Below are 19843 nucleotides of genomic sequence, written 5' to 3' on the forward strand. Positions count from 1 at the left end.
CCCTACTGCCTTACTGCCCACTCGCTGGACCGCGTCAGCGGTCCGCAACCTGCCACCTCGGATTGATCCATGGTTCCTGATTGGAGCGCGCCAGCGGCGTGCGGCCAAGAATATGATCGGATGCCTTTTCGCCGACCATGATCGACGGGCCGTTGAGATTACCATTGGTGATGCGCGGGAAGATGGACGAATCCGCAACGCGCAAGCCTTCGACACCGATCACCTTGCATTCAGCATCGACCACGGCCATCGGATCGTCAAGCGCACCCATTTTGCAGGTGCCGCACGGATGGAAGGCGCTTTCGACATGCTCGCGGATGAAATTGTCGATTTCATCGTCGCTCTGGATCTGCGCGCCCGGCTGGATTTCCGCGCCGCGATAAGGGTCGAACGCCGCCTGTCCGAAGATTTCCCGCGTCAGCCGCACGCAATGGCGGAAATCGGCCCAGTCGTCCTCATGCGACATGTAGTTGAACTTGATGACCGGCTTTTCGCGCGGATTGGCCGAACGAAGCGTTACGCTGCCGCGTGATTTTGATCGCATCGGCCCGACATGGGCCTGAAAACCGTGCGACTGCGCTGCCGCCTTGCCGTCATAGCGGATGGCGACCGGCAGGAAATGATATTGGATATCGGGATATTCCACGCCGGCCTTCGAGCGCACGAAAGCTGCGGATTCGAAATGATTGGTCGCGCCGTCGCCCGTCTTGAAGAACAGCCATTCCGCGCCGATCCTGGCTTTCGAAAACAGGTTCAGCTTGGAATAGAGCGTGATCGGCTGCGTGCATTCCTGCTGGATATAGACTTCCAGATGGTCCTGCAGGTTCTGGCCGACGCCGGGACGGTCGGCAACCACTTCGATGCCATGGTCTTTCAGATGCGCGGCAGGCCCGATGCCGGAAAGCATCAAAAGCTTTGGCGAATTGATAGACGAGGCGGCAATGATGACCTCGCGCCGCGCACGGATGGTCGAAAAGGTGCGGCCTGCCTCGATCTCGACGCCAACCGCACGCTTGCCCTCAAGCACGATCTTGCGCGCCAACCCCTTGACCAGCCTGACATTCGGGCGCTTGAGCGCGGGCTTCAGATAGGCATTGGCGGCGGACCAGCGACGACCATTATGGATCGTCTGCTCCATCGGGCCGAAACCTTCCTGCTTCTCGCCATTATAATCTTCCGTCACTTCGAAACCCGCCTGATGACCGGCCTCGACAAAGGCATGAAACAGCGGATTGTCGCGCTTGCCGCGCTGGATATAGAGCGGGCCGCTGGTGCCGCGCCAGCCTTCCTGACCGCCGCTCGAATTTTCCATGCGCTTGAAATAGGGTAGCACATCGGCATAGGCCCAGCCGCGCGCACCGCTTTCCGACCAGTGGTCGTAGTCGCGGGCGTGGCCGCGCACATAGACCATGCCGTTGATCGAGGACGAACCGCCCAGCACCTTGCCGCGCGGCGTCACGAGGCTGCGCCCGCCAATATGCGGCTCCGGCTCGGTGGAAAAGCCCCAGTCATAGGTCTCCATGTTCATGGGGAAGGACAGCGCCGCCGGCATCTGGATCAGCGGCCCGACATCCGGTACGCCATATTCGATGACGATCACCGAATAGCGGCCGTCTTCCGACAGGCGATAGGCCATGGCCGATCCGGCGGAGCCGGAGCCGATGATGACGAAATCCGCTTCCATACTCATTTTCCCCCCGAAGGCCCTTCCAGAAGTGGGCTTGAAAGCTGAACCGCGATGTAATCTTCCACGAGTGCCGTGGCTCTGGCTGCATCCGGCGCATCGGCGCCGAGCGCATGGCGGATATAGAGGCCGTCGATCATCGCTCCCGCGCCCTCGGCGATGCGGTGCGCCTGTTCGCGGCTCGTGAGCTGCTCCAGCGCGAAAACCAGATTCGAATGAAGGCGGCGCGCATAGATGCGCAAGAGTCGCCGCGTATCTTCCGACTGCTGCGCATGCACATAGAAGGTCAGCCAGGCTGCAATCGTTTCCTGCGTGAACTGCGAGGCGGAAAAATTGACTGCGATGATGGCGGCGATACGCGCCTGCGGCGTCTCCGCCTGTCCGATGGCCGCGTTGAGATCCTGCCCCAGTTCGCGCAGCAGATGCCGCATCGTGGCCAGAATGAGCTTGTCCTTGCCGCCGAAATAATGATGCGCAAGCGCGGGCGAAACCCCCGCCTCATGCGCGATCTGCGCGACGGTCACATCCAGCGAACCGCGCTGGCCGATTGTGCGGATGGCGGCATCGATCAGCTCGCGCCGCCGCAAGGGCTCCATCCCGATCTTGGGCATAATTCTGGTCCGTTCTCAGGCTAATTCCAGTGCAGTCTATCTTTGATTGACTCATCAATCAATAAAAACCCGTCATGCAAATCATGCGTTTACGCGTCGCAGAAGCGGGCGGGGATGGGAGGGAGGCTTGCCGGATGGGGTGCGCTTGCTTACATTGAAATGATGAGCAGAGCTTTCACCAAAGAACAGGATGATGCGCCGACCGACCTTGGCGAGCGCCCTGTAAGCCCGCATCGCAATCTCGTCACGCCGGCGGGGCTGAAGATGATCGAGGACGAAATCGCCCGGCTGCAACGCGAGCTGGCGGATGCCAATGTCGCGGGCGAGCGTTCGGCGGTTGCGCGCATTTCGCGTGATCTGCGCTACTGGACGGCGCGGCGCGAAAACGCCGAGCTTTCGGTTCCCGCTGCCGATAGCGATGTCGTGCGTTTCGGCATGACCGTGGAACTGGAAAATCTGGATGATGGCAAGGTCCGTCGCTGGACCATCGTGGGCGAGGACGAGGCCGACCCGTCAAACGGCAAGATCTCCCATGTCGCGCCTGTCGCCATCCTGCTGTTCGGCAAGCCGGTCGGTGATGTCGTGAAAATCAACAATGTCGAATGGGAAATCGTGTCGCTGACGACAGTTTAGTCTTCTTCTATCGCGACTGTATGGTCACGGAAAAAAGCGGTCGCGCCAGCTTCATCAATCTCGCCGGAAGCAATACCCATCGTGAAACTGTAAAGCAATCCGTCGTCCGCGGTCAGTGCATAGCCGTTGACGAGCAGAAACGTAACAGCGGTCACGATAGCGGTGCGCTTGTTGCCATCTACGAAAGCATGGTTGCGGCCTATTCCGAAAACATAGGCTGCTGCGATTTCCGCATGATCCGGTTGGCCATAAACCTGTTTGTTCTGCGCGCGAGCCAGGGCAGACTCAAGAGCATTCTCATCACGAAGCCCTTGAGCGCCGCCGTGGCGTTGCAGTTGTTCGATGTGGATTGCCTCAACGACGCGTCGCGAAAGAAAACGCCAGTTCATTCGGCGAGCTTCTGCAAGGCGACCTTGTACTTGTCCATTACTTTACGGGCAGCTTCCATCTGCTGCTCGAAAGTATCGTCAACAGGCTCCAGCGTCAGGCCGTTCGGTGTTTCGATCACCTGGAGCTTGTCTCCGGTCTGGAGGTTGAGCCGCTCCAGCACTTCCTTAGGCAGGATCACACCATCGGAATTGCCGATCTTGCGCAGGGTCACATTCATGGCTGTTCTCCTATTGTTATAACGCTTGATATAACATGGCGTGCGCTTCTTGTCACTACAAGCTACAGCCAGCCTTTGCGGCGGAAATAATAGAGCGGCAGCAGGGCAGAGGCGACCATCAGGATAAGCGCCATCGGGTAGCCCCAAGGCGAATGCAGTTCCGGCATGAAGGAAAAGTTCATGCCGTAGATGGAAGCAACCAGCGTCGGCGGCATGAAGCCAACCGCCGCCACCGAGAAAATCTTAATGATGGCGTTTTGCTCGACCGAGATCAGGCCGACGATCGTATCGAGCAGGAAGGTAACCTTGTTGGAAAGGAAATCCACATATGCGGTCAGCGATTGGGTGTCGCGCTCCAGCGACTTGATCCAGCTGCGTGTTTCCTTCTTGCCCGAAGCCGGATTGCTGGTGGCCGACAGATAGACCAGCATGCGGCTGATGCCTGCAAGGCTTTCCCGCATCCGCGAGAGAAAGGTTCCCTGTCCGCCGATCTGGGTCAGTATGTGCCGGAAGTCCTGCGTCGTCATCGGGCGCGCCTTGGGCTGGCGGCGGTAGATGGAATGCGAAGCCGCATCGATCTTGCCTGCCACGCCTTCCAGAATATCGGCCAGCCGGTTGGTCGTGGCTTCGGTGATGCCGAGCATGATCGAAAGGCCCGAGCATTTGGCTGAAATGAGGCCGTTGCCCGGTTTGGTCGAGCGCAGAATATAGGTGGTGAAGGATTTTGGATTGGCATAGCGCACTGTTATCAGCCGCGAGCCGTGCAGGATGAAGGTGACGGGCGCCAGCTCCCGATGATCGAGATCGACCGCGTGCAGGATCGGAACGGTCAGATATTGCGCGCCGGTTTCCATGTAGAAGCGGCTCGATTCCTCGATTTCCGTCATGTCTTCGCGCGTCGGGATCGAAATGCCCGTCCATGCCTCGACAATGCTGTCCTCGTTGACGCCGGGAGCGAACAGGTCGATCCAGATCACATTCTCGGGCAATGGGGTGCCCGGCTCGACCTCCACTTGTTCGAGGTGGTCAACGGAAAGGCTGTAGAGTGTGATCATACTGGCACCTGGAGTCTGGCCCGAATTTCGGGCAGCTGAATTATGGGCACTGTGCGCGAAAATTGTTAACGGAATGCGGCAGCGGTTTCCAGTCCACAATCGGCTTTCCGCATGACGGTTGACAGCTTCCTTCCGCAGGTCTAATTCATCAGGTCATCAGGTCATCAGGTCATCAGGTCATCAGGTCATCAGATGACTTTGGTGGAGCTATGAAGGCAATATCCCGCAAGACCCTGACGGATTCGGCCACGCAGGCATTGCGTGCGGAAATCATGTCGGGACGCTGGTCCGTCGGCGACCAGCTGCCCAATGAAGCGGCACTTTCCGCAACGCTCGACGTCAGCCGCGGCACTGTGCGCGAGGCTGTGCGGGCGCTGGTCGCGCAGGGCATGCTGGAAACCCGGCAGGGCTCAGGAACTTATGTCCGCTCGACGGCGGACACGGCTCGCAGCCTGGACCGCATTCGCCACACCAGCCTGCGCGACCGTTTTGAGACCCGGGCAGTTCTGGAAACCGAAGCGGCCCGTCTTGCCGCCTTGCGCATCACGCGGAAGGGGCTTGCGCATCTTGAAAAAATGCTGGCGCAGCGGGGCAGTCGCGACGAACTCGACTGCGAAACTTTCGTGGCGCGAGACTTTGCCTTCCATGAAGCCATCGTCGCGGCCTCGGGCAATAACGCCCTCATCGAGGTCTATGCCTTTTTCTCCGCCTCCATTCGCGAATCCATAGAAGCCACGCTCAATGGCGAACTGCCCGAGCCGAGCGATGAAGCGCACCGCCAGATCGTCGAGGCCATCGCTTCGGGCGATCCCGACAAGGCCGGAGCAACCGTTCGCCGTTTCATGGCGCCCCTGATTGAAGAACTTGAAAGGTTGCTCGCATCATGAGCCACACAAATACAGCCCTGTCGGACACGGCAGAAAACGAGGCAATGCAGCCGGATGCGCTGGTCGATGCGGAGGCGGACAGCGTCCCGCCGCCGCCCGTCCAGCAGCCGCCCAGCAAGGCGATGCGCATCTTGCTGGGCTTGAGCCTCGTGCTCATCGCCGCCAATCTGCGGCCGGTATTCTCCAGCGTTTCCGTGCTCTTGCCGGAAATCATTGAGGCGACGGGCATGTCGTCGGTCGCAGCCGGCATATTGACCACGCTGCCGGTCGTCTGTCTCGGTGTCTTCGCGCCGTTTGCGCCGCGGATGGCGCAGCGCTTCGGTGCGGAGCGTGTCCTGCTTGTCGTGCTGGCCGTGCTCACAATCGGCACCGCCATTCGCGGCTTCGGTTCCTTCTATTGGCTCTATATCGGCGCCGCGCTCGCTGGTGCCGCCATTGCCACAGGCAATGTTCTGCTGCCGGGCGTCGTCAAGCGCGACTTTCCGAAGACAGCCGCCATCATGACCGGCCTTTATACGATGGCATTGTGCGGCGGCGCTGCATCCGCAGCCGGTTTCACCATTCCCATCAAGGGGTTGCTCGGCGGCTCGTGGAACCTCGCTTTGGCATTCTGGGCCGTTCCGGCCGCACTTGTGCTGCTTTTGTGGCTGCCGCAGGCCATGCGCGCCAAGCACAATGTGGCCCATTCGGGCTTCCGCGTGATCGGGCTCTGGAAGGACAGGCTGGCCTGGCAGGTGACGCTGTTCATGGGGTTGCAATCCTCCACCGCCTATATCGTTTTCGGATGGCTGGCGCCGATCCTGCGCGAGCAGGGCCTGAGCCCCAAGGCGGCAGGGGGGCTCGTTTCCTTCTCGATCATGGTGCAGGTGGTGACCTGTCTCGCCGTGCCTTCCATCGCCACGCGTCAGAAGAACCAGAGCTGGCTCAATGTCGCTCTCTGCGCTTGCGCAGCCTTGCCGCTGATCGGATTTCTCTACCTGCCGCAATGGACATACTGGGTGCTGGCGGTCATTCAGGGCATCGGGCAGGGCGGTCTCATCGCAGCCGCGATGATGGTGATCGTGCTGCGCGCCCCGGATTCGCACACGGCGGCACATCTGTCCGGCATGGCGCAATGCGTCGGCTATACGCTGGCCGCGATCGGTCCGCTGATTGTCGGTATGATCCACAGCGCGACCGGCAGCTTTGCGGCTTGCGGGGCGTTCTTCGCCCTGCTGGGACTGGGCGCCGCCATCGCCGGATGGGGTGCGGGACGCGCAAGGCATGTGGGCGTGCAGGTAATCAAGGACTGAAGACAATAAAAAACCCCGGCGAAACCGGGGTTTTTCTTATTCTCACAGGAAAGGCATCAGGCCTTTTCATACAGCTCTTCGACGAATTCCCAATTGATGAGATTGTCGACGAAGGCTTCGAGGTATTTTGGACGCAGGTTGCGATAATCGACATAGTAGGAATGTTCCCACACGTCGACGCCGAGGATCGGCGTTGCGCCGTGAACGAGCGGGTTTTCGCCGTTCGGGGTCTTGGAGATTTCGAGCTTGCCGTTCTTGACCGACAGCCAGGCCCAGCCCGAACCGAACTGGCCGACACCGGCAGCGATGAAATCTTCACGGAACTTGTCGTAGCCGCCAAGATCGGACTCGATTGCCTTTTCAAGCTTGCCCGGCAGCTTCTTGCCGCCGCCGCCCTTCTTCATCCACTTCCAGAACTGGATGTGGTTGTAGTGCTGGCCAGCATTGTTGAAGAGGCCCTGGTTCTTGCCGTAGCTTTCCTTGACGATCTCTTCCAGGCTCTTGCCTTCGAGGCCGGAGCCTTCGAGCAGCTTGTTGCCGTTGGTGACATAGGCCTGATGGTGCTTGTCGTGGTGAAGTTCAAGCGTCTCGCGCGACATGAAAGGCGCAAGGGCGTCGTAGTCATACGGCAGGGCGGGCAGTTCGAAAGCCATTGGAAACTCTCCTCTTGTCATTCGGCTTACATGGGCAGCCAGCGGCGGGCCGAACAGATGCTGCCTCAAAACTTGTGTGCGGAATCTACATAGGCCGCATCGGTGCGGGCGGCAATGGCGTGATTGAGCAATTCAGCTTCAAGACAATGAATTATTATTGAAATCACAGTAGGATGGCGTAATTCTCGATTTAGGGCGCATCCCGAAAAGTGTGAAACCGTTTTCGGATAAGATGCGGGTCAAAAACAATTGATTAGAGCGCCGGTCTGATCCAATCAGATCGAAACGCGCTCTAACGCTTCGCGATGCGGGCGGACCCTCACAGGAGGAAATGGTGTCCCACAGTTCTTATGTCTTCGACGCTTATGGCACATTGTTCGATGTCCATTCGGCGGTGCGGCGGCATGCGGACAAGGCCGGGCCGGACGGACGGGCATTTTCAGAGCTGTGGCGCGCAAAGCAGCTCGAATATTCCTGGGTGCTGAGCTTGATGGGCGCCTATAGCGATTTCTGGAAACTTACCGAGGATTCGCTTGATTTCGCATTTGCGCGCTACCCTTCCGTCGATCCCGGGCTGCGCAATGATCTGCTCGACGCCTATTGGAAGCTTGATTGCTATCCGGAAGTGCCCGCGGCCCTCAAAGGCCTAAAGGAGAAGGGCGCAAGGCTCGCCATTCTCTCCAACGGATCGCCCGCAATGCTGGAATCCGCTGTCCGTTCGGCCGCGCTCGATGTTCTGCTCGACGACGTGATTTCGGTCGATGAAGTCAGGAAATACAAGACCGCGCCGGCAGTCTATGAACTCATCACCCTCCACTGGCGGCTTTATCCGTCGGCGATCTCGTTCCAGTCTTCGAACCGCTGGGACGTGGCGGGCGCGGTGCGGTTCGGCATGCGCGGGGTGTGGATCAACCGTTCCAACCAGCCCGACGAATATAAGGAGTTCGCTCCGGCGCTCATTTTGCCAAGCCTCCAACTGCTCGATTGAGTTTTCACTAAAATTTGAACTTGCCGGATTTGCGGAAAGCTGGCCGCTGCACCCAAAATTGTGTCGCGGCTGCAACACGAGCCATGCTGGTGGGCCTTCGCCACGATTAGGCCGCATTAAGAACGGGTGTACGCCACAATTTTCGGGCGTTTTCCGTGCAACCAAACACCGGAAACAGCCGTTTCAGGCCGTTTTCACCGCTCACTGCGTATCTGCCACAATTTGGTCGGGTCGCAATTCGTTAACCCTGAATGTGTATCTGTAACTCCTCCCGTCACTAAACTGGTTTTCATATGCAAACGACCCTTACCCGCCGTTCCTTTCTGACGGCAATGACAGCAACAGCGGCCGCCGGCCTGGCCGGTTGCGCTCAGTTGGGGCAGAATGTTCCAATTATCGATGTGGATCAGTCGGGCAACCCGATCAACCGCACCCCGCAGGCCAATGTCGATTCATCCTATGGCGGCTGGGCACAGATGTACGCCGCCGTTGAAGATGGCGGCTTCATGCTTCCGGCAATCCCGATCCAGAAGATGGACAAGCGCTTCCTGCGCCAGGTGGTGCAGGATCCGACCGGCGAACTGCCGGGTACGATCGTCATCGATACGGCCAACCGCTTCTGCTATCTGGTCCTCGAAAACGGTCAGGCAATGCGCTACGGCGTCGGGATTGGCCGCGAAGGCTTTGCATGGTCGGGCCGCGCCGTGATCCAGTACAAGCGCCAGTGGCCGCGCTGGACTCCGCCGGATGAAATGGTCGCCCGCCAGCCGGAACTGGTGCAGTACAGCGCCAAGAATGGCGGCATGGCTCCGGGTCTCAAGAACCCGCTTGGCGCCCGCGCGCTCTATATTTTCCAGGACGGCAAGGACACGCTGTACCGCCTGCACGGCAACCCGGAATGGTGGTCAATCGGCAAGGCAGTCTCTTCGGGCTGCGTCCGCTTCCTGAACCAGGACATCATCGATCTCTATGATCGTGTTCCGGCAAAGGCACCCATTCTGGTGATGTAAGGTTAGGGGAATAGGGCAGTAAGGCAGTACGGCAATATGTTTGCTTGACTGAAACCTTCTGCCCTATTTCACTTACTGCCTTACTGCCTTACTGCCTTACTGCCTTACTGCCTTACTGCCTTACTGCCTTAAATTACCTCTTGAAGCTGCCGAGGATCCCGCGCACGAGCGCACGCCCGAGCGAATTGCCGACCGAGCGGACGACGGATTTCATGGCTGCTTCCGCCACCGTCTGGCGGCTGGAGCGGCGACCGGTGCCGAGCACCGTACCGGCGAGCTCACCAAAGATGCCGCCGCCGCCTTCTTCCTCTTCCTTGGTCTTTTGCTGGGCCGCCGCTGCATTCTGCGCCTTGCGGGCCAGCATTTCGAAAGCGGAATCGCGGTCCACGGCCTGATCGTACTGTCCGGCGACCGGGCTTGCCGCGATGATCTTCGCGCGTTCTTCCGGCGTCAGCGGCCCGATGCGTGAAGAGGGCGGGCGGATGAGCGTGCGCTGCACGATGGAAGGCACGCCTTTTTCCTGCAAGGTGGAAACCAGCGCTTCACCCGTGGCAAGATTGGTGATCGCCTGAAACGTGTTGAAATCCGGGTTCGGGCGGAACGTGTCGGCTGCGGTCTTTACGGCATTGGTCTCGCGCGGCGTATAGGCGCGAAGCGCGTGCTGCACGCGATTGCCAAGCTGCGCCAGGACCGTTTCCGGCACGTCGAGCGGGTTCTGCGTCACGAAATAGACGCCGACGCCCTTGGAACGGATCAGGCGCACAACCTGCTCCACGCGATCGATCAGCGCCTTGGGCGCTTCGTCGAACAGAAGGTGGGCTTCATCGAAGAAGAAGACCAGCCTCGGCTTGTCGGGATCGCCGATTTCGGGCAACTCCTCGAACAGTTCCGACATCAGCCAGAGCAGGAAGGTGGAATAAAGCCGCGGGCTCATCATCAGCTTGTCGGCGGCGAGCACGCTCACCACGCCACGCCCGTCGGTGGTGGTGCGCATCAGGTCCGAAATCTTGAGCGCCGGTTCCCCGAAGAATTTCGAACCGCCCTGCTGGTCGAGAACCAGAAGCGAACGCTGGATCGCGCCGACCGAGGTCTTGTTCACATTGCCGTACTTTCCGGAAAGCTCTGCCGAGCGCTCCGCCATCTCTGCAAGGATCGCCTGCAGGTCCTTGAGGTCCAGAAGCAACAGGCCTTCTTCGTCCGCCAGACGGAAAGCGATGTTCAGCACGCCTTCCTGCGCGTCGGTCAGGTTCATCAGGCGAGACAGCAGCAGCGGTCCCATTTCGGAAATGGTTGCGCGGACAGGATGACCCTGTTCGCCGAAAATATCCCAGAAGATTACAGGGGCTGCGCGCATTTCATACGGGTCGAGCTTGATCTCCGCCGCACGCTTGAGGAGCCCGTCATTTTGAACGCCGACCGCGCCGATGCCGGAAAGGTCGCCCTTGATGTCAGCGCAGAAAACGGGAACGCCTGCCGCCGAAAAGCTTTCTGCCAGAACCTGCAGCGTGACCGTTTTGCCGGTGCCGGTAGCGCCGGTGACGAGACCGTGACGGTTGCCGTATTTCAGCGCTAGATATTCCGGCTGCTGGTAAGAGTCGTCTGGCTTGCGGCTCGCGCCAAGAAAAATAGCGTCTTCGGCAGTCATCAGGCGGCTTGCTCCCTCTGTTCAACTCACTTTAGAGCATAATCCGATCGGAGTGAAACGAGGATCGATAAGATTATGCTTTCAATAAAAGAGTTTAGAGTTCGTTTCGATCTGATTCAATCAGATCGAAACGAGCTCAAGCATATAAACACCGCTTGTCGTCACGACAAGGAAAAGCCCTGAACGAACTGACGGGCGCAGCTTGCAATTGGACCTCAGCGGGCCGGATAGCCGTTCGGATGCGCCGGAATGGCTTTCAGATAGGCGGCAATGGCATTGCGATCCGCCTCGGCGAGATGGGCCATGTTCGCAACCACATCGGTCATCGATCCGCCGAGCGAATCGAAATCCGGGGTGAAGCCGCTCTGCAGCGCATAGGCGATGTCTTTCTCGCTCCAGCCGCCAATGCCTGCTTCGCCCGGCGTGATGTTCGGCACAACGCCTCTTTTCCCGTCGCTGCCGGTCTCGGGCGATAATGCCCCTGCGAGCCACTGGCCCTTGTCCAGCCCTCCGATGACATTGCGCGGCGTGTGGCATTCACCACAATGGCCAAGGGCCTCGGTCAGATACTGGCCGCGCTTCACCTGATCGGAGGCATTTGCGATTTCCACCACGGGCTGGTCTGACAGGTAAAGCTGTTTCCAGAGGCCCAGCCCGCGCCGGATATTGAACGGGAAAGAAAGCCTGTGCGGCGCCGTTGCATTGTCGGACGGCGGCAGCGTTTTCATGAAGGCGAAGAGATCGGCCACGTCCTGCGGCTGCATTCTGGTATAGGATGTGTAGGGGAAGGACGGATAAAGATGTTCGTTCTGCTTGCCGACGCCTTTCAGCATCGCATTGGCGAAATCATGGATCGTCCAGGTGCCGATCCCCTGCTCGGACGGGGAGATATTGGGCGCGATGAACGTCCCGAAATCCGAAACCAGTTCGTGCCCGCCCGCCAGAACCTTGCGCGCATCGCCGGTTGCACCGGGGGCCGCGTGGCAGGAGGCGCAGCCGCCCGCCCAGAAAACCTGTTCGCCCTTGACCGGATCGCCCGGTTCCATCGCATCCAGAACGGTTTGGCTCACCTTCTGCGGCGTGGTCAGAATCCAGAAAGCTGCGGCTCCAAGGACGACCACGGCGCCTGCGACATATGCCAGTTTTCGGACCATTTCATCCGTTCCCGTCTGGCGGTTCCGACGATTGCGGACCGCTCTTATGGCTGTCATTCAGCACGCCAGCCTCAATGCGCGAAGGCGCCGGAGCAGCACCGCGCTCTGCTGGAAATGCTTTTGCGCACCGAATGTTTCCGTCCGGTGCGCGCGGTGTCAACCGTGAAGATCAGTTCTTCTTGACGCGATAGACCTGATGGCAGGAACCGCAATTGGCTGCAACCTGCTGGAAGGCGGACTTCAGCGCATCCAGATCCTGCGGCTTGGCAGCCAATGCAGCCGCGGCGTCGGTGCGGAATTTTTCAACGTGCTTGACGAAATCGTCCTTGTTTTCCCAGATTTTTGGTGAGGCTTCCGTGTCGCCCTGATCCGAACCCGCAGGGAAAAGCGTGTCCACGTCCATTTTCTTGGCGTCGGCGTCGATCTTTTCCAGCGCGGCAAGTGCGGCGGCGGCGTCGAAAGGCTTCTCGCCCTTGACCATGGGAGCAATCGAGCCGACAGAACGGCCAAGGTCCTTCATGATTGCCTGACGATCGGCTGTGACGTCAGCCTGAGCTACACCGGCGACCAATACAGCAGCAGAACTGACAGTCAGGAAAAACAAACGCATGCGATCCTCCGCGTTTAAAAATTGAACAGATTTCGTCCCTTGGTTCAAATATCCGATACAATCCGGGACATTGCAATCATCGCACCGGTTAAATCGCCAATGCGGCAAGTATCATCCAGAATTTAGTGGGATTATTACATGGGCTTCACGTTATCGTGAAAAACATGACTTAATTACTATTGTTTTGTATTGGCGTGTGGAGATTGTGGGACCTGCGGCGAAGGATGGTTCTGCCGGGAGTAATGATGCAAAAAGGCCCCGGAAACCGGGGCCTTTATCGAAAAATGCAAGGTTGGTCAGACGAACTGGCCGAGGCCCGGGATCGCGCCGATAACGGCATCGACGGGTTCGTCGCCGGCCTTTTCCTTGGCAAAGCGGATGGTCTCCTTGGCGACGCCGGAAATCTCGCCCATGCCGAGGCCAGCGCCCATGAGCTGCGAGCCCAGACCCATCACGCCGCCCATCAGACCGGACAGGAAGCCGCCGCCCTTGACCTGCGAAATCGCTTCTTCAGCGCCCGGAAATGCTGCGAGAAGCTTCTGGACTTCTGCCTCCGGACCTTCCTTCTGCAGGAAGGCGAGGATCATGCCGACTGCCTTTTCTGCCGTTGCCGCATCGATGCCAACTTTGGAGGTGATGCGTGCGATCAGTTCTTCCATGGAAACTCTCCCAAAAATCTTACGTTTACGTAATATGCATTCTCGGTTTCGCTTTGCAAGCCGGCGGGAGCGAAAATATTAGAACATGGTTCCGAAAAAGTGGGAGCGGCTTCGGACATGATCATATTCAGACAAAACCTGGGAGCGGGACGGCGGGACAACTTACAAACATCCCGCTCCTGGAGAATATGACTCCGGACACGACGGCATAATTACGCCGTTCTAATTTCCTGCAGTTCCAGTTCTTCTATCATGGCCTGTCGCATGACGAATTTCTGGATTTTGCCGGTCACGGTCATCGGAAACTGATCCACGAAGCGGATATGCGCCGGAACCTTGTAATGCGCGATCCGCTGCCGGCAATATTCGCTGAGGTCCTCTTCGGACAGTTGTGCGTCCTTGTGCAGCTTGACCCAGGCGCAGATGATTTCGCCGAACTTCCGGTCCGGAATGCCGAATATCTGGACGTCGCTGATCGCCGGATGGGCAAACAGGAACTCTTCGATCTCACGCGGGTAGATATTCTCGCCGCCGCGAATGATGAGGTCCTTTATGCGCCCAACGATGTTGCAATAACCTTCCTCGTCTATGGTCGCGAGGTCTCCCGTGTGCATCCAGCCCGCATCGTCAATGGCGCCGGCTGAACTTTCCGCGTCGTTCCAGTAGCCGCGCATGACACTGTAGCCGCGCGTCAGCAATTCGCCCTTTTCGCCGCGCGGCACGACCTTGCCATCCGCATCCACGATCTTCACCTCCAGATGCGGGTGAATGCGCCCGACCGTGGAAACGCGCCGCTCCAGCGGATCGGACGTCGAACTCTGGAAACTGACCGGGCTCGTCTCGGTCATGCCGTAGGCGATGGTGATTTCGCCTTGATGCATCTCGCTCACGACACGCCGCATGACTTCGATGGGGCAGGGCGACCCGGCCATGATGCCGGTGCGCAGGCTCGAAAGGTCGAAGCGGCTGAAGTCCGGATGATCCAGCATCGCGATGAACATGGTCGGCACGCCATGCAGGCCGGTGCATTGCTCCTCCTCGACGGTCTGCAGCGTCAGGAAAGGGTCGAAACTGTCATTCGGGATTACCATGCAGGAGCCGTGAGTGACGCAGGCAAGATTGCCGAGCACCATGCCGAAGCAATGGTAGAACGGCACCGGGATGCAGAGCCGGTCCTGTTCGGAAAGTTGCATCGCCTCCCCAACGAAAAAGCCGTTGTTGAGGATATTGTGATGCGAGAGCGTCGCGCCCTTCGGGCTGCCGGTCGTGCCGCTGGTGAACTGGATATTGATGGGATCGTCGAATTGCAGTTCGTCCGCAAGCTGCGCCAGTTCCTGCCTGGTGACTTCATCGCCGGATTGGGCCACATCGTCGAAATTCAACATGCCCGGCGTCTGTTCCGTACCAAGCCGGATCACGCAGCGCAGCGAGGGAAGCCGCCCGGACATCAGATGCCCCGGCCGGGCCTCATCGAGTTGGGGCACGATGCTGCGCAGGATATCGATATAGTTGCTGCTCTTTAGCGACGGCGCGAGGATGAGCGCCGCGCATTCGACTTTCCCCAGCACATATTCCAGTTCATGCGCCCGGTAGGCGGGGTTGATGTTGACGAGGATCAGGCCCGCCTTGGCGCTCGCGAACTGGGTGAGAATCCATTCGAGATTGTTCGGCGACCAGATGCCGAGACGCTCGCCGGGGCGCAGCCCTATGGCGAGGAAGCCTTCGGCAAGCTCATCGGTCCGCTGCCTGAGTTCGGAATAGGTCAGCCGGATATTCTGGTGGCGGATGACGACTGCGGGACGTTCAGGATATTTTTCCGCGATTTGGTCCAGATGCCGGCCGATCGTATTGCCGATGAGAAGCTTGTCGCTCGCGCCATGCACATAACTGGGAACAGAGCTGGCCTGCTGCATTTCCGATCCTCCCAAACCGAAGATGACGCCCGAAGGCGATGCATCAAGTGGTGAGAGGATGCCATCCGCAGCGCTTCATGAAAACCGCAGATTTTTAAGGCCGGGTTCAGCGTTTCATGCAGCGCACCAGCGTGGCGGCTCCGGCATTGGTGTATTTGCTCTGCATCGTATAGAGCCAGCCCTTGCATTCGGACATGCTGCTGAAGCAGCGGATACGGTCGATCGGAACCAGCCCGTCGCCGCCGGTGATGAAGGGTGAATCGTCCACGCCGCTGAACTGGCCGACGATGATGCCGCTGCCTCTTCTCGGCACGCTGCAGCGCTGGCCGGCAAATTCACCGACATCCTTGCGCACCTGAGCCTCAGCCGACATGGGCAGCGCAACAAGGCCGGAAACCGCAAGCGATGCGGAAGTGAGGCAGACAGCAATGACCTGACGCAGCATCGAACTCTCCTTCAAAAGAATAGTTACAGAACAATAGTATAAGGGAAATGGCGCGTTCTTCCAGAGCATGCCTCCCGAAAGCGGGACCGGTCGGGAAAAGGCATGCGTAAGAGGAAGGCATCGCGCCCTTGAAAACTGGACGCGATGCTATCTGGCGGGAGCCGGAACAGGGCGGCTCTGGATGAGGCTCCTAGAGCGTGCCGCCCGCCTTGCCTGTCACCTTGAGCGCGAAAGCGTAAGTGTAGGCGACTTCTTCCAGCCGCGAGAACCGACCCGAGGCCCCGGCATGGCCTGCATCCATGTTGATGCGGAACAGGACAGGGTGGTCATCGGTCTTCAGTTCACGCAGCCGGGCGACCCATTTGGCGGGTTCCCAATAAGTCACGCGCGGATCGGTAAGCCCCGCCACCGCCAGAATGGCGGGATAGCCCTGACGGCTGACATTATCGTAGGGCGAATAGCCGGCAATGATCCGGTAATCCGTTTCCGATGTGATCGGGTTGCCCCATTCCGGCCATTCCGGCGGGGTGAGTGGCAATGTGTCGTCCAGCATCGTGTTGAGCACGTCGACGAAGGGCACTTCGGCGATGATGCCGCCGAAGGCGTCGGGCGCCATATTGACAATCGCGCCCATCAGCATGCCGCCCGCCGAACCGCCATGGGCGACGATGCGGTCATGGCTGGTAAAACCTTCGGCAACAAGGTGCCGTGAGGCGGCGATGAAATCGGTGAAGGTGTTCACCTTTTTGTCGCGCTTGCCGTTTTCATACCAGGCAAAACCCTTGTCCTTGCCGCCGCGGATATGGGCGATGGCATAGACGAAGCCGCGATCCACGAGCGACAGCCGCGAGGTGCTGAAGCTGGCCGGAATGGTGATGCCATAGGAACCATAGCCATAGAGCAGGCAGGGCGCGGAGCCGTCGAGCCGGGTGTCCTTGTGATAGAGCAGGGAGACCGGCACCAGTTCGCCATCCGATGCCCTGGCGAACACGCGGCGCGTGACGTAGTCCTGCGCATTGTGGCCGGACGGAACTTCCTGCGTCTTCAACAGCTTGCGCTCGCGCGTCCGCATATTGTAGTCGAAAAGCTGTTCCGGCGTCGTCATGGACGAATAGGAGAAGCGGATTAAATCCGTATCATATTCGGCGCTGCCATGAAGGCCGAGCGAATAGGCTTCCTCGTCAAAGGCAATGGCATGTTCCTCGCCGGTTTCGCGGTCGCGGATCACGATGCGCGGCAGGCCGTTATCGCGTTCCATCCAGACAAGGTGATGCTTGTAGGCCGAATGCGACAGGATCAGCCGTCCCGGCTTTTCCGCCACCACCTCGACCCAGTTTTCCGGCTGCGGGGCGCTGGCGGGCGCCTGGCAGATCTTGAAATCCTTGGCGCCGTCGGCATTGGTCAGGATGTAGAACACATCGCCGCCCGGCGCGATGTCGTATTCCGTGCCGGTCTTGCGCTTCATGACGAGCTGCGGCTTGGCCGCCGGGTCGCTGGCGGGAAGGAGCCAGCATTCCGATGTTTCATGGTCATGAATATCGATGAAGATATAGTCGTCCAGCGCCGAACCGCCGACCCCGAGGAAAAAGCCGGGGTCTTTCTCCTCATAGATCAGCCGGTCATCCGACTGCGCCGTGCCGATCCTATGATAGAAGACCTTGGATGGCCGATGGTTTTCATCAAGGCGCGTATAGAAGAAGCCCTCGCTTTGTGCATCCCACGCGCCGCCGCCATTCGTGTCGGTGACGATGTCCTCAAGGTCCTTCATCGAAGACAGGTCGCGGACCTTGAGCTTGTAGAATTCCGATCCCTTGTCGTCATAGCCCCAGATCAAAAGCTTGTGATCCGGCGCGTGATCGGCGGAAGCGAGGCGGAAATATGCCTTGTCCTTGCCCTCCACGTCACCGTCGAGAAGGATGGTCTCAGCGCCGCCATCGCGCGGCGTGCGGATGAAATAGGGCTGTTCACCGCCGGTGCGATAGGACACGCCATAGGCATAGGGACCATCCTTGGAAGGAACGGACGAGTCGTCTTCCTTGATGCGCGCGCGCATTTCGGCAAACAGGCTTTTCTGCAGCGCTTCCGTGTCCTTCATCAGCGCTGCCTGATAAGCGTTTTCCGCCTCCAGATGCGCGCGGATTTCGGAGGAGAGAACCGAGGGGTCCTTGAATACATCCTGCCAGTTATCTGCGCGCAGCCAGGCATAATCGTCGGTGCGGGTGATCCCGTGACGGGTGTCATTAACCGGATGTTTGGTTGCGTGCGGCGGTTGAATTTGCAAGAAGCTCTGAGACATCCACAATTCCAATGAATACTGTTTCGATTTGCTGCAAGGCAGGTAAGTAGTGCCTTCTAGTGGATTGATTTTGAGGATGAATCCCGGCTGACATAGATGCTGTTTCGAACGTCAAATTCGAAAAATCCACCAGATACATATACTTCCTGACGGTCTTTTGAATACCAACATTTGCTCAGCGCTTGAACCAGGGGAGGCAAATGTTGGAATCAGACCAAGAGCGGGTGACGGTGATATTTATATAGTCGGCTGAAAAGGCGAAAGCGAGTTCAATCCGTGGAAATATATTTGAACAATGCCATTTTGAGGCCCGATTCTGCGCCCAAAAGCTACGTTACGGAAGGCAGTTAGTCTTGAGTCGCGTACAAGAAAACTTGAGGGAGAAAACTATTGCTAACGATAGCTCGGCAAATTAAAGGAAGCAACGCAGTGAACTGCGGCTCCACCCATATCCTGTAATAAATGACAGGGGCGGCAACGCCAACACATTGTGATTCAAAGTTTCCATATGTTGGCGCGGTTGCGATCCGAATTTTTGTATTTGACGATTCAAGAAGAAAGACTTGGTATTAATGTAATGTGGTTTGACAATTCTATTGCAAATGACATTATCAACTGATATTCGCAGTCGGGAATGGATGGGGCAGAGTTGGAATACGTAACGGCGATGGCAGGCGGGGATCTCCAGTCGTCGATTGCGCAACAATAAGAAGTAAAAAAGGAAATCTGATGGAAAATCTGGACACGCACGACGAGAGCGCAGAACTGCTTCTGAGCCTTACTGCAGATGTTGTAGCTGCATATGTCGGCAATAATTCGATTCGCGCTGGCGAGTTGCCGCTGCTGATCGCCGAAGTACATGCCGCGTTCAAGCGTCACGTCGAACGCGAAGAAGCGCCTGTCGTCGTTGAGAAGCCGAAGCCTGCCGTCAACCCGAAGAAGTCGGTTCATGACGACTACATCATCTGCCTCGAAGACGGCAAGAAGTTCAAGTCGCTGAAGCGTCACCTCATGACCCATTACAACATGACGCCGGAACAGTACCGCGAAAAGTGGGATCTCGACCCGAACTATCCGATGGTCGCCCCCAACTACGCTGCTGCCCGTTCGCGTCTTGCGAAGAAGATGGGCCTCGGCCGCAAGCCGAAGGAAGCTTGAGCGCTCTGACTTTCGAGCGCACTGCGCTTTGCCACATCTATTCTTGAGCGTTTGTTGAAATGGCCGTTATCGTAAAGCGCAAGCTCGACGATAGCGGCCATTTTGCTTGGGGTGCCATTTCCGAAATGCTGGCCCCGTCAGCCGATCCGGTCGAAAGCCTGTTTCAATGCGATGTGTCGGTTCAGGTCATAACTCCAGTGACCGCACATTCCTTTCAGGCGCTCCCTTTCCATAAGGCGCGTCAGGCGCCGCTTGGTCCGTTCCTTTTCTTCCTGCGGCGCCTTGAGAACTTCATCCAGATCGATCCCGGCGATGATCTGCAAGGCGATGCGTTGCATCGCCGTCAGTTGATTCTCTTTTTTTCGGGCAAGGAATAATTTGCGGGCGTGTCTGATATCCGCATCCATCGTCACAATCCTCATTTCTCGGTGTGAACGAGCATGAACCTCGTGAGATGCCGTTGGATAATATTCCTAGATTTTGGCGCAGTTTTCTGTAAAATAGCGAGTAGCCGCACCCCTTTGGGTCCCGTTAATTCCACGC

Annotated in this window: 20 protein-coding genes; 6 read left to right on the forward strand and 14 right to left on the reverse strand. The window is 58.4% G+C overall.

What is annotated here, in order from left to right:
* Positions 1 to 34 precede the first annotated feature (34 nt).
* Positions 35 to 1684 (reverse strand): choline dehydrogenase, encoded by a 1650-nt coding sequence (gene betA / locus ACOWVS_RS03120; RefSeq protein ID WP_075041613.1) that lies wholly within the window; start codon positions 1682 to 1684, stop codon positions 35 to 37.
* A gap of 2 nt (positions 1685 to 1686) precedes the next feature.
* Positions 1687 to 2295 carry a transcriptional regulator BetI gene (gene betI / locus ACOWVS_RS03125; protein WP_006466307.1) on the reverse strand — a complete coding sequence of 203 codons (609 nt, stop codon included), beginning with the start codon at positions 2293 to 2295 and terminating at the stop codon, positions 1687 to 1689.
* A gap of 162 nt (positions 2296 to 2457) precedes the next feature.
* Here betI and ACOWVS_RS03130 point away from each other — a divergent pair, with 162 nt between their 5' ends.
* Positions 2458 to 2928 carry a GreA/GreB family elongation factor gene (locus tag ACOWVS_RS03130; protein WP_063620079.1) on the forward strand — a complete coding sequence of 157 codons (471 nt, stop codon included), beginning with the start codon at positions 2458 to 2460 and terminating at the stop codon, positions 2926 to 2928.
* Here the strand turns inward: ACOWVS_RS03130 and ACOWVS_RS03135 are convergent.
* The 3 genes from ACOWVS_RS03135 to ACOWVS_RS03145 form a co-directional block, all read right to left on the reverse strand.
* The gene (locus ACOWVS_RS03135; protein ID WP_075041614.1) at positions 2925 to 3317 is read right to left on the reverse strand and encodes a type II toxin-antitoxin system death-on-curing family toxin; all 393 of its coding nucleotides are present in this window, start codon (positions 3315 to 3317) and stop codon (positions 2925 to 2927) included. The two genes, ACOWVS_RS03130 and ACOWVS_RS03135, sit on opposite strands and share 4 nt — an antisense overlap.
* On the reverse strand, positions 3314 to 3535 hold the full coding sequence (locus tag ACOWVS_RS03140) for an AbrB/MazE/SpoVT family DNA-binding domain-containing protein (RefSeq protein ID WP_075041615.1): 222 nt from the start codon (positions 3533 to 3535) through the stop codon (positions 3314 to 3316). Before ACOWVS_RS03140 ends, ACOWVS_RS03135 begins: the two co-directional genes overlap by 4 nt.
* A gap of 62 nt (positions 3536 to 3597) precedes the next feature.
* Entirely contained in the window at positions 3598 to 4590 is a 993-nt protein-coding gene (locus tag ACOWVS_RS03145) for a magnesium transporter CorA family protein (protein WP_075041616.1), read from the reverse strand.
* 209 nt (positions 4591 to 4799) lie between these two features.
* On the opposite strand from ACOWVS_RS03145, the gene ACOWVS_RS03150 reads away from it, so the two are divergent.
* Both ACOWVS_RS03150 and ACOWVS_RS03155 read left to right on the forward strand, forming a co-directional pair.
* On the forward strand, positions 4800 to 5477 hold the full coding sequence (locus ACOWVS_RS03150; protein ID WP_006466312.1) for a FadR/GntR family transcriptional regulator: 678 nt from the start codon (positions 4800 to 4802) through the stop codon (positions 5475 to 5477).
* A gap of 44 nt (positions 5478 to 5521) precedes the next feature.
* Positions 5522 to 6769: a CynX/NimT family MFS transporter gene (locus ACOWVS_RS03155; RefSeq protein WP_278503282.1), complete on the forward strand. Its 1248-nt coding sequence runs from the start codon at positions 5522 to 5524 to the stop codon at positions 6767 to 6769.
* A 56-nt stretch (positions 6770 to 6825) separates the two neighbouring features.
* Here the strand turns inward: ACOWVS_RS03155 and ACOWVS_RS03160 are convergent, their stop codons facing one another.
* Positions 6826 to 7422: a superoxide dismutase gene (locus ACOWVS_RS03160; RefSeq protein ID WP_006471131.1), complete on the reverse strand. Its 597-nt coding sequence runs from the start codon at positions 7420 to 7422 to the stop codon at positions 6826 to 6828.
* A 334-nt stretch (positions 7423 to 7756) separates the two neighbouring features.
* Between ACOWVS_RS03160 and ACOWVS_RS03165 the strand changes: the two genes are divergently transcribed.
* The gene (locus tag ACOWVS_RS03165) at positions 7757 to 8410 is read left to right on the forward strand and encodes a haloacid dehalogenase type II (RefSeq protein ID WP_063882743.1); all 654 of its coding nucleotides are present in this window, start codon (positions 7757 to 7759) and stop codon (positions 8408 to 8410) included.
* A 293-nt stretch (positions 8411 to 8703) separates the two neighbouring features.
* Positions 8704 to 9420: a L,D-transpeptidase gene (locus ACOWVS_RS03170; protein ID WP_006466316.1), complete on the forward strand. Its 717-nt coding sequence runs from the start codon at positions 8704 to 8706 to the stop codon at positions 9418 to 9420.
* Positions 9421 to 9553: 133 nt separating this feature from the next.
* On the opposite strand, the gene ACOWVS_RS03175 is transcribed toward ACOWVS_RS03170, so the two are convergent.
* From ACOWVS_RS03175 to ACOWVS_RS03205, 7 genes are all read right to left on the reverse strand, one after another.
* Complete coding sequence (locus ACOWVS_RS03175; protein ID WP_075041617.1) at positions 9554 to 11065, reverse strand: helicase HerA-like C-terminal domain-containing protein; 1512 nt, start codon at positions 11063 to 11065, stop codon at positions 9554 to 9556.
* Positions 11066 to 11280: 215 nt separating this feature from the next.
* Positions 11281 to 12219, reverse strand: coding sequence for a cytochrome c (locus tag ACOWVS_RS03180; RefSeq protein ID WP_039852408.1), 939 nt, complete (start codon positions 12217 to 12219; stop codon positions 11281 to 11283).
* A gap of 169 nt (positions 12220 to 12388) precedes the next feature.
* The gene (locus ACOWVS_RS03185) at positions 12389 to 12829 is read right to left on the reverse strand and encodes a c-type cytochrome (RefSeq protein ID WP_021587924.1); all 441 of its coding nucleotides are present in this window, start codon (positions 12827 to 12829) and stop codon (positions 12389 to 12391) included.
* A 296-nt stretch (positions 12830 to 13125) separates the two neighbouring features.
* The gene (locus ACOWVS_RS03190; protein WP_006466320.1) at positions 13126 to 13488 is read right to left on the reverse strand and encodes a DUF2267 domain-containing protein; all 363 of its coding nucleotides are present in this window, start codon (positions 13486 to 13488) and stop codon (positions 13126 to 13128) included.
* Positions 13489 to 13700: 212 nt separating this feature from the next.
* Positions 13701 to 15401, reverse strand: a complete 1701-nt coding sequence (locus ACOWVS_RS03195) for an AMP-binding protein (protein WP_039852415.1) — start codon at positions 15399 to 15401, stop codon at positions 13701 to 13703.
* Between the two features lie 106 nt (positions 15402 to 15507).
* Positions 15508 to 15846 carry a hypothetical protein gene (locus ACOWVS_RS03200; protein ID WP_039852416.1) on the reverse strand — a complete coding sequence of 113 codons (339 nt, stop codon included), beginning with the start codon at positions 15844 to 15846 and terminating at the stop codon, positions 15508 to 15510.
* A gap of 190 nt (positions 15847 to 16036) precedes the next feature.
* The gene (locus tag ACOWVS_RS03205; RefSeq protein ID WP_039852417.1) at positions 16037 to 18142 is read right to left on the reverse strand and encodes a S9 family peptidase; all 2106 of its coding nucleotides are present in this window, start codon (positions 18140 to 18142) and stop codon (positions 16037 to 16039) included.
* 729 nt (positions 18143 to 18871) lie between these two features.
* Here ACOWVS_RS03205 and ACOWVS_RS03210 point away from each other — a divergent pair.
* Positions 18872 to 19300 (forward strand): MucR family transcriptional regulator, encoded by a 429-nt coding sequence (locus tag ACOWVS_RS03210; protein WP_006466324.1) that lies wholly within the window; start codon positions 18872 to 18874, stop codon positions 19298 to 19300.
* Positions 19301 to 19437: 137 nt separating this feature from the next.
* On the opposite strand, the gene ACOWVS_RS03215 is transcribed toward ACOWVS_RS03210, so the two are convergent.
* Entirely contained in the window at positions 19438 to 19707 is a 270-nt protein-coding gene (locus ACOWVS_RS03215) for a hypothetical protein (RefSeq protein WP_022570218.1), read from the reverse strand.
* Positions 19708 to 19843: the final 136 nt, after the last annotated feature.

The organism is Brucella sp. IR068 (assembly GCF_049065885.1).
GTDB classification, from domain to species: domain Bacteria; phylum Pseudomonadota; class Alphaproteobacteria; order Rhizobiales; family Rhizobiaceae; genus Brucella; species Brucella intermedia.

Bases quoted from the DNA above. Each gene is read 5' to 3' on its own strand.
- ACOWVS_RS03205 (WP_039852417.1), bottom strand. From the start codon at position 18,142: ATGTCTCAGAGCTTCTTGCAAATTCAACCGCCGCACGCAACCAAACAT.
- ACOWVS_RS03195 (WP_039852415.1), bottom strand. From the start codon at position 15,401: ATGCAGCAGGCCAGCTCTGTTCCCAGTTATGTGCATGGCGCGAGCGAC.
- ACOWVS_RS03175 (WP_075041617.1), bottom strand. From the start codon at position 11,065: ATGACTGCCGAAGACGCTATTTTTCTTGGCGCGAGCCGCAAGCCAGAC.
- ACOWVS_RS03150 (WP_006466312.1), top strand. From the start codon at position 4,800: ATGAAGGCAATATCCCGCAAGACCCTGACGGATTCGGCCACGCAGGCA.
- ACOWVS_RS03170 (WP_006466316.1), top strand. From the start codon at position 8,704: ATGCAAACGACCCTTACCCGCCGTTCCTTTCTGACGGCAATGACAGCA.
- ACOWVS_RS03190 (WP_006466320.1), bottom strand. From the start codon at position 13,488: ATGGAAGAACTGATCGCACGCATCACCTCCAAAGTTGGCATCGATGCG.
- ACOWVS_RS03185 (WP_021587924.1), bottom strand. From the start codon at position 12,829: ATGCGTTTGTTTTTCCTGACTGTCAGTTCTGCTGCTGTATTGGTCGCC.
- ACOWVS_RS03130 (WP_063620079.1), top strand. From the start codon at position 2,458: ATGAGCAGAGCTTTCACCAAAGAACAGGATGATGCGCCGACCGACCTT.
- ACOWVS_RS03200 (WP_039852416.1), bottom strand. From the start codon at position 15,846: ATGCTGCGTCAGGTCATTGCTGTCTGCCTCACTTCCGCATCGCTTGCG.
- ACOWVS_RS03135 (WP_075041614.1), bottom strand. From the start codon at position 3,317: ATGAACTGGCGTTTTCTTTCGCGACGCGTCGTTGAGGCAATCCACATC.
- ACOWVS_RS03215 (WP_022570218.1), bottom strand. From the start codon at position 19,707: ATGGATGCGGATATCAGACACGCCCGCAAATTATTCCTTGCCCGAAAA.
- ACOWVS_RS03160 (WP_006471131.1), bottom strand. From the start codon at position 7,422: ATGGCTTTCGAACTGCCCGCCCTGCCGTATGACTACGACGCCCTTGCG.
- ACOWVS_RS03140 (WP_075041615.1), bottom strand. From the start codon at position 3,535: ATGAATGTGACCCTGCGCAAGATCGGCAATTCCGATGGTGTGATCCTG.
- betI (WP_006466307.1), bottom strand. From the start codon at position 2,295: ATGCCCAAGATCGGGATGGAGCCCTTGCGGCGGCGCGAGCTGATCGAT.
- ACOWVS_RS03180 (WP_039852408.1), bottom strand. From the start codon at position 12,219: ATGGTCCGAAAACTGGCATATGTCGCAGGCGCCGTGGTCGTCCTTGGA.
- ACOWVS_RS03145 (WP_075041616.1), bottom strand. From the start codon at position 4,590: ATGATCACACTCTACAGCCTTTCCGTTGACCACCTCGAACAAGTGGAG.
- ACOWVS_RS03210 (WP_006466324.1), top strand. From the start codon at position 18,872: ATGGAAAATCTGGACACGCACGACGAGAGCGCAGAACTGCTTCTGAGC.
- ACOWVS_RS03155 (WP_278503282.1), top strand. From the start codon at position 5,522: ATGCAGCCGGATGCGCTGGTCGATGCGGAGGCGGACAGCGTCCCGCCG.
- betA (WP_075041613.1), bottom strand. From the start codon at position 1,684: ATGGAAGCGGATTTCGTCATCATCGGCTCCGGCTCCGCCGGATCGGCC.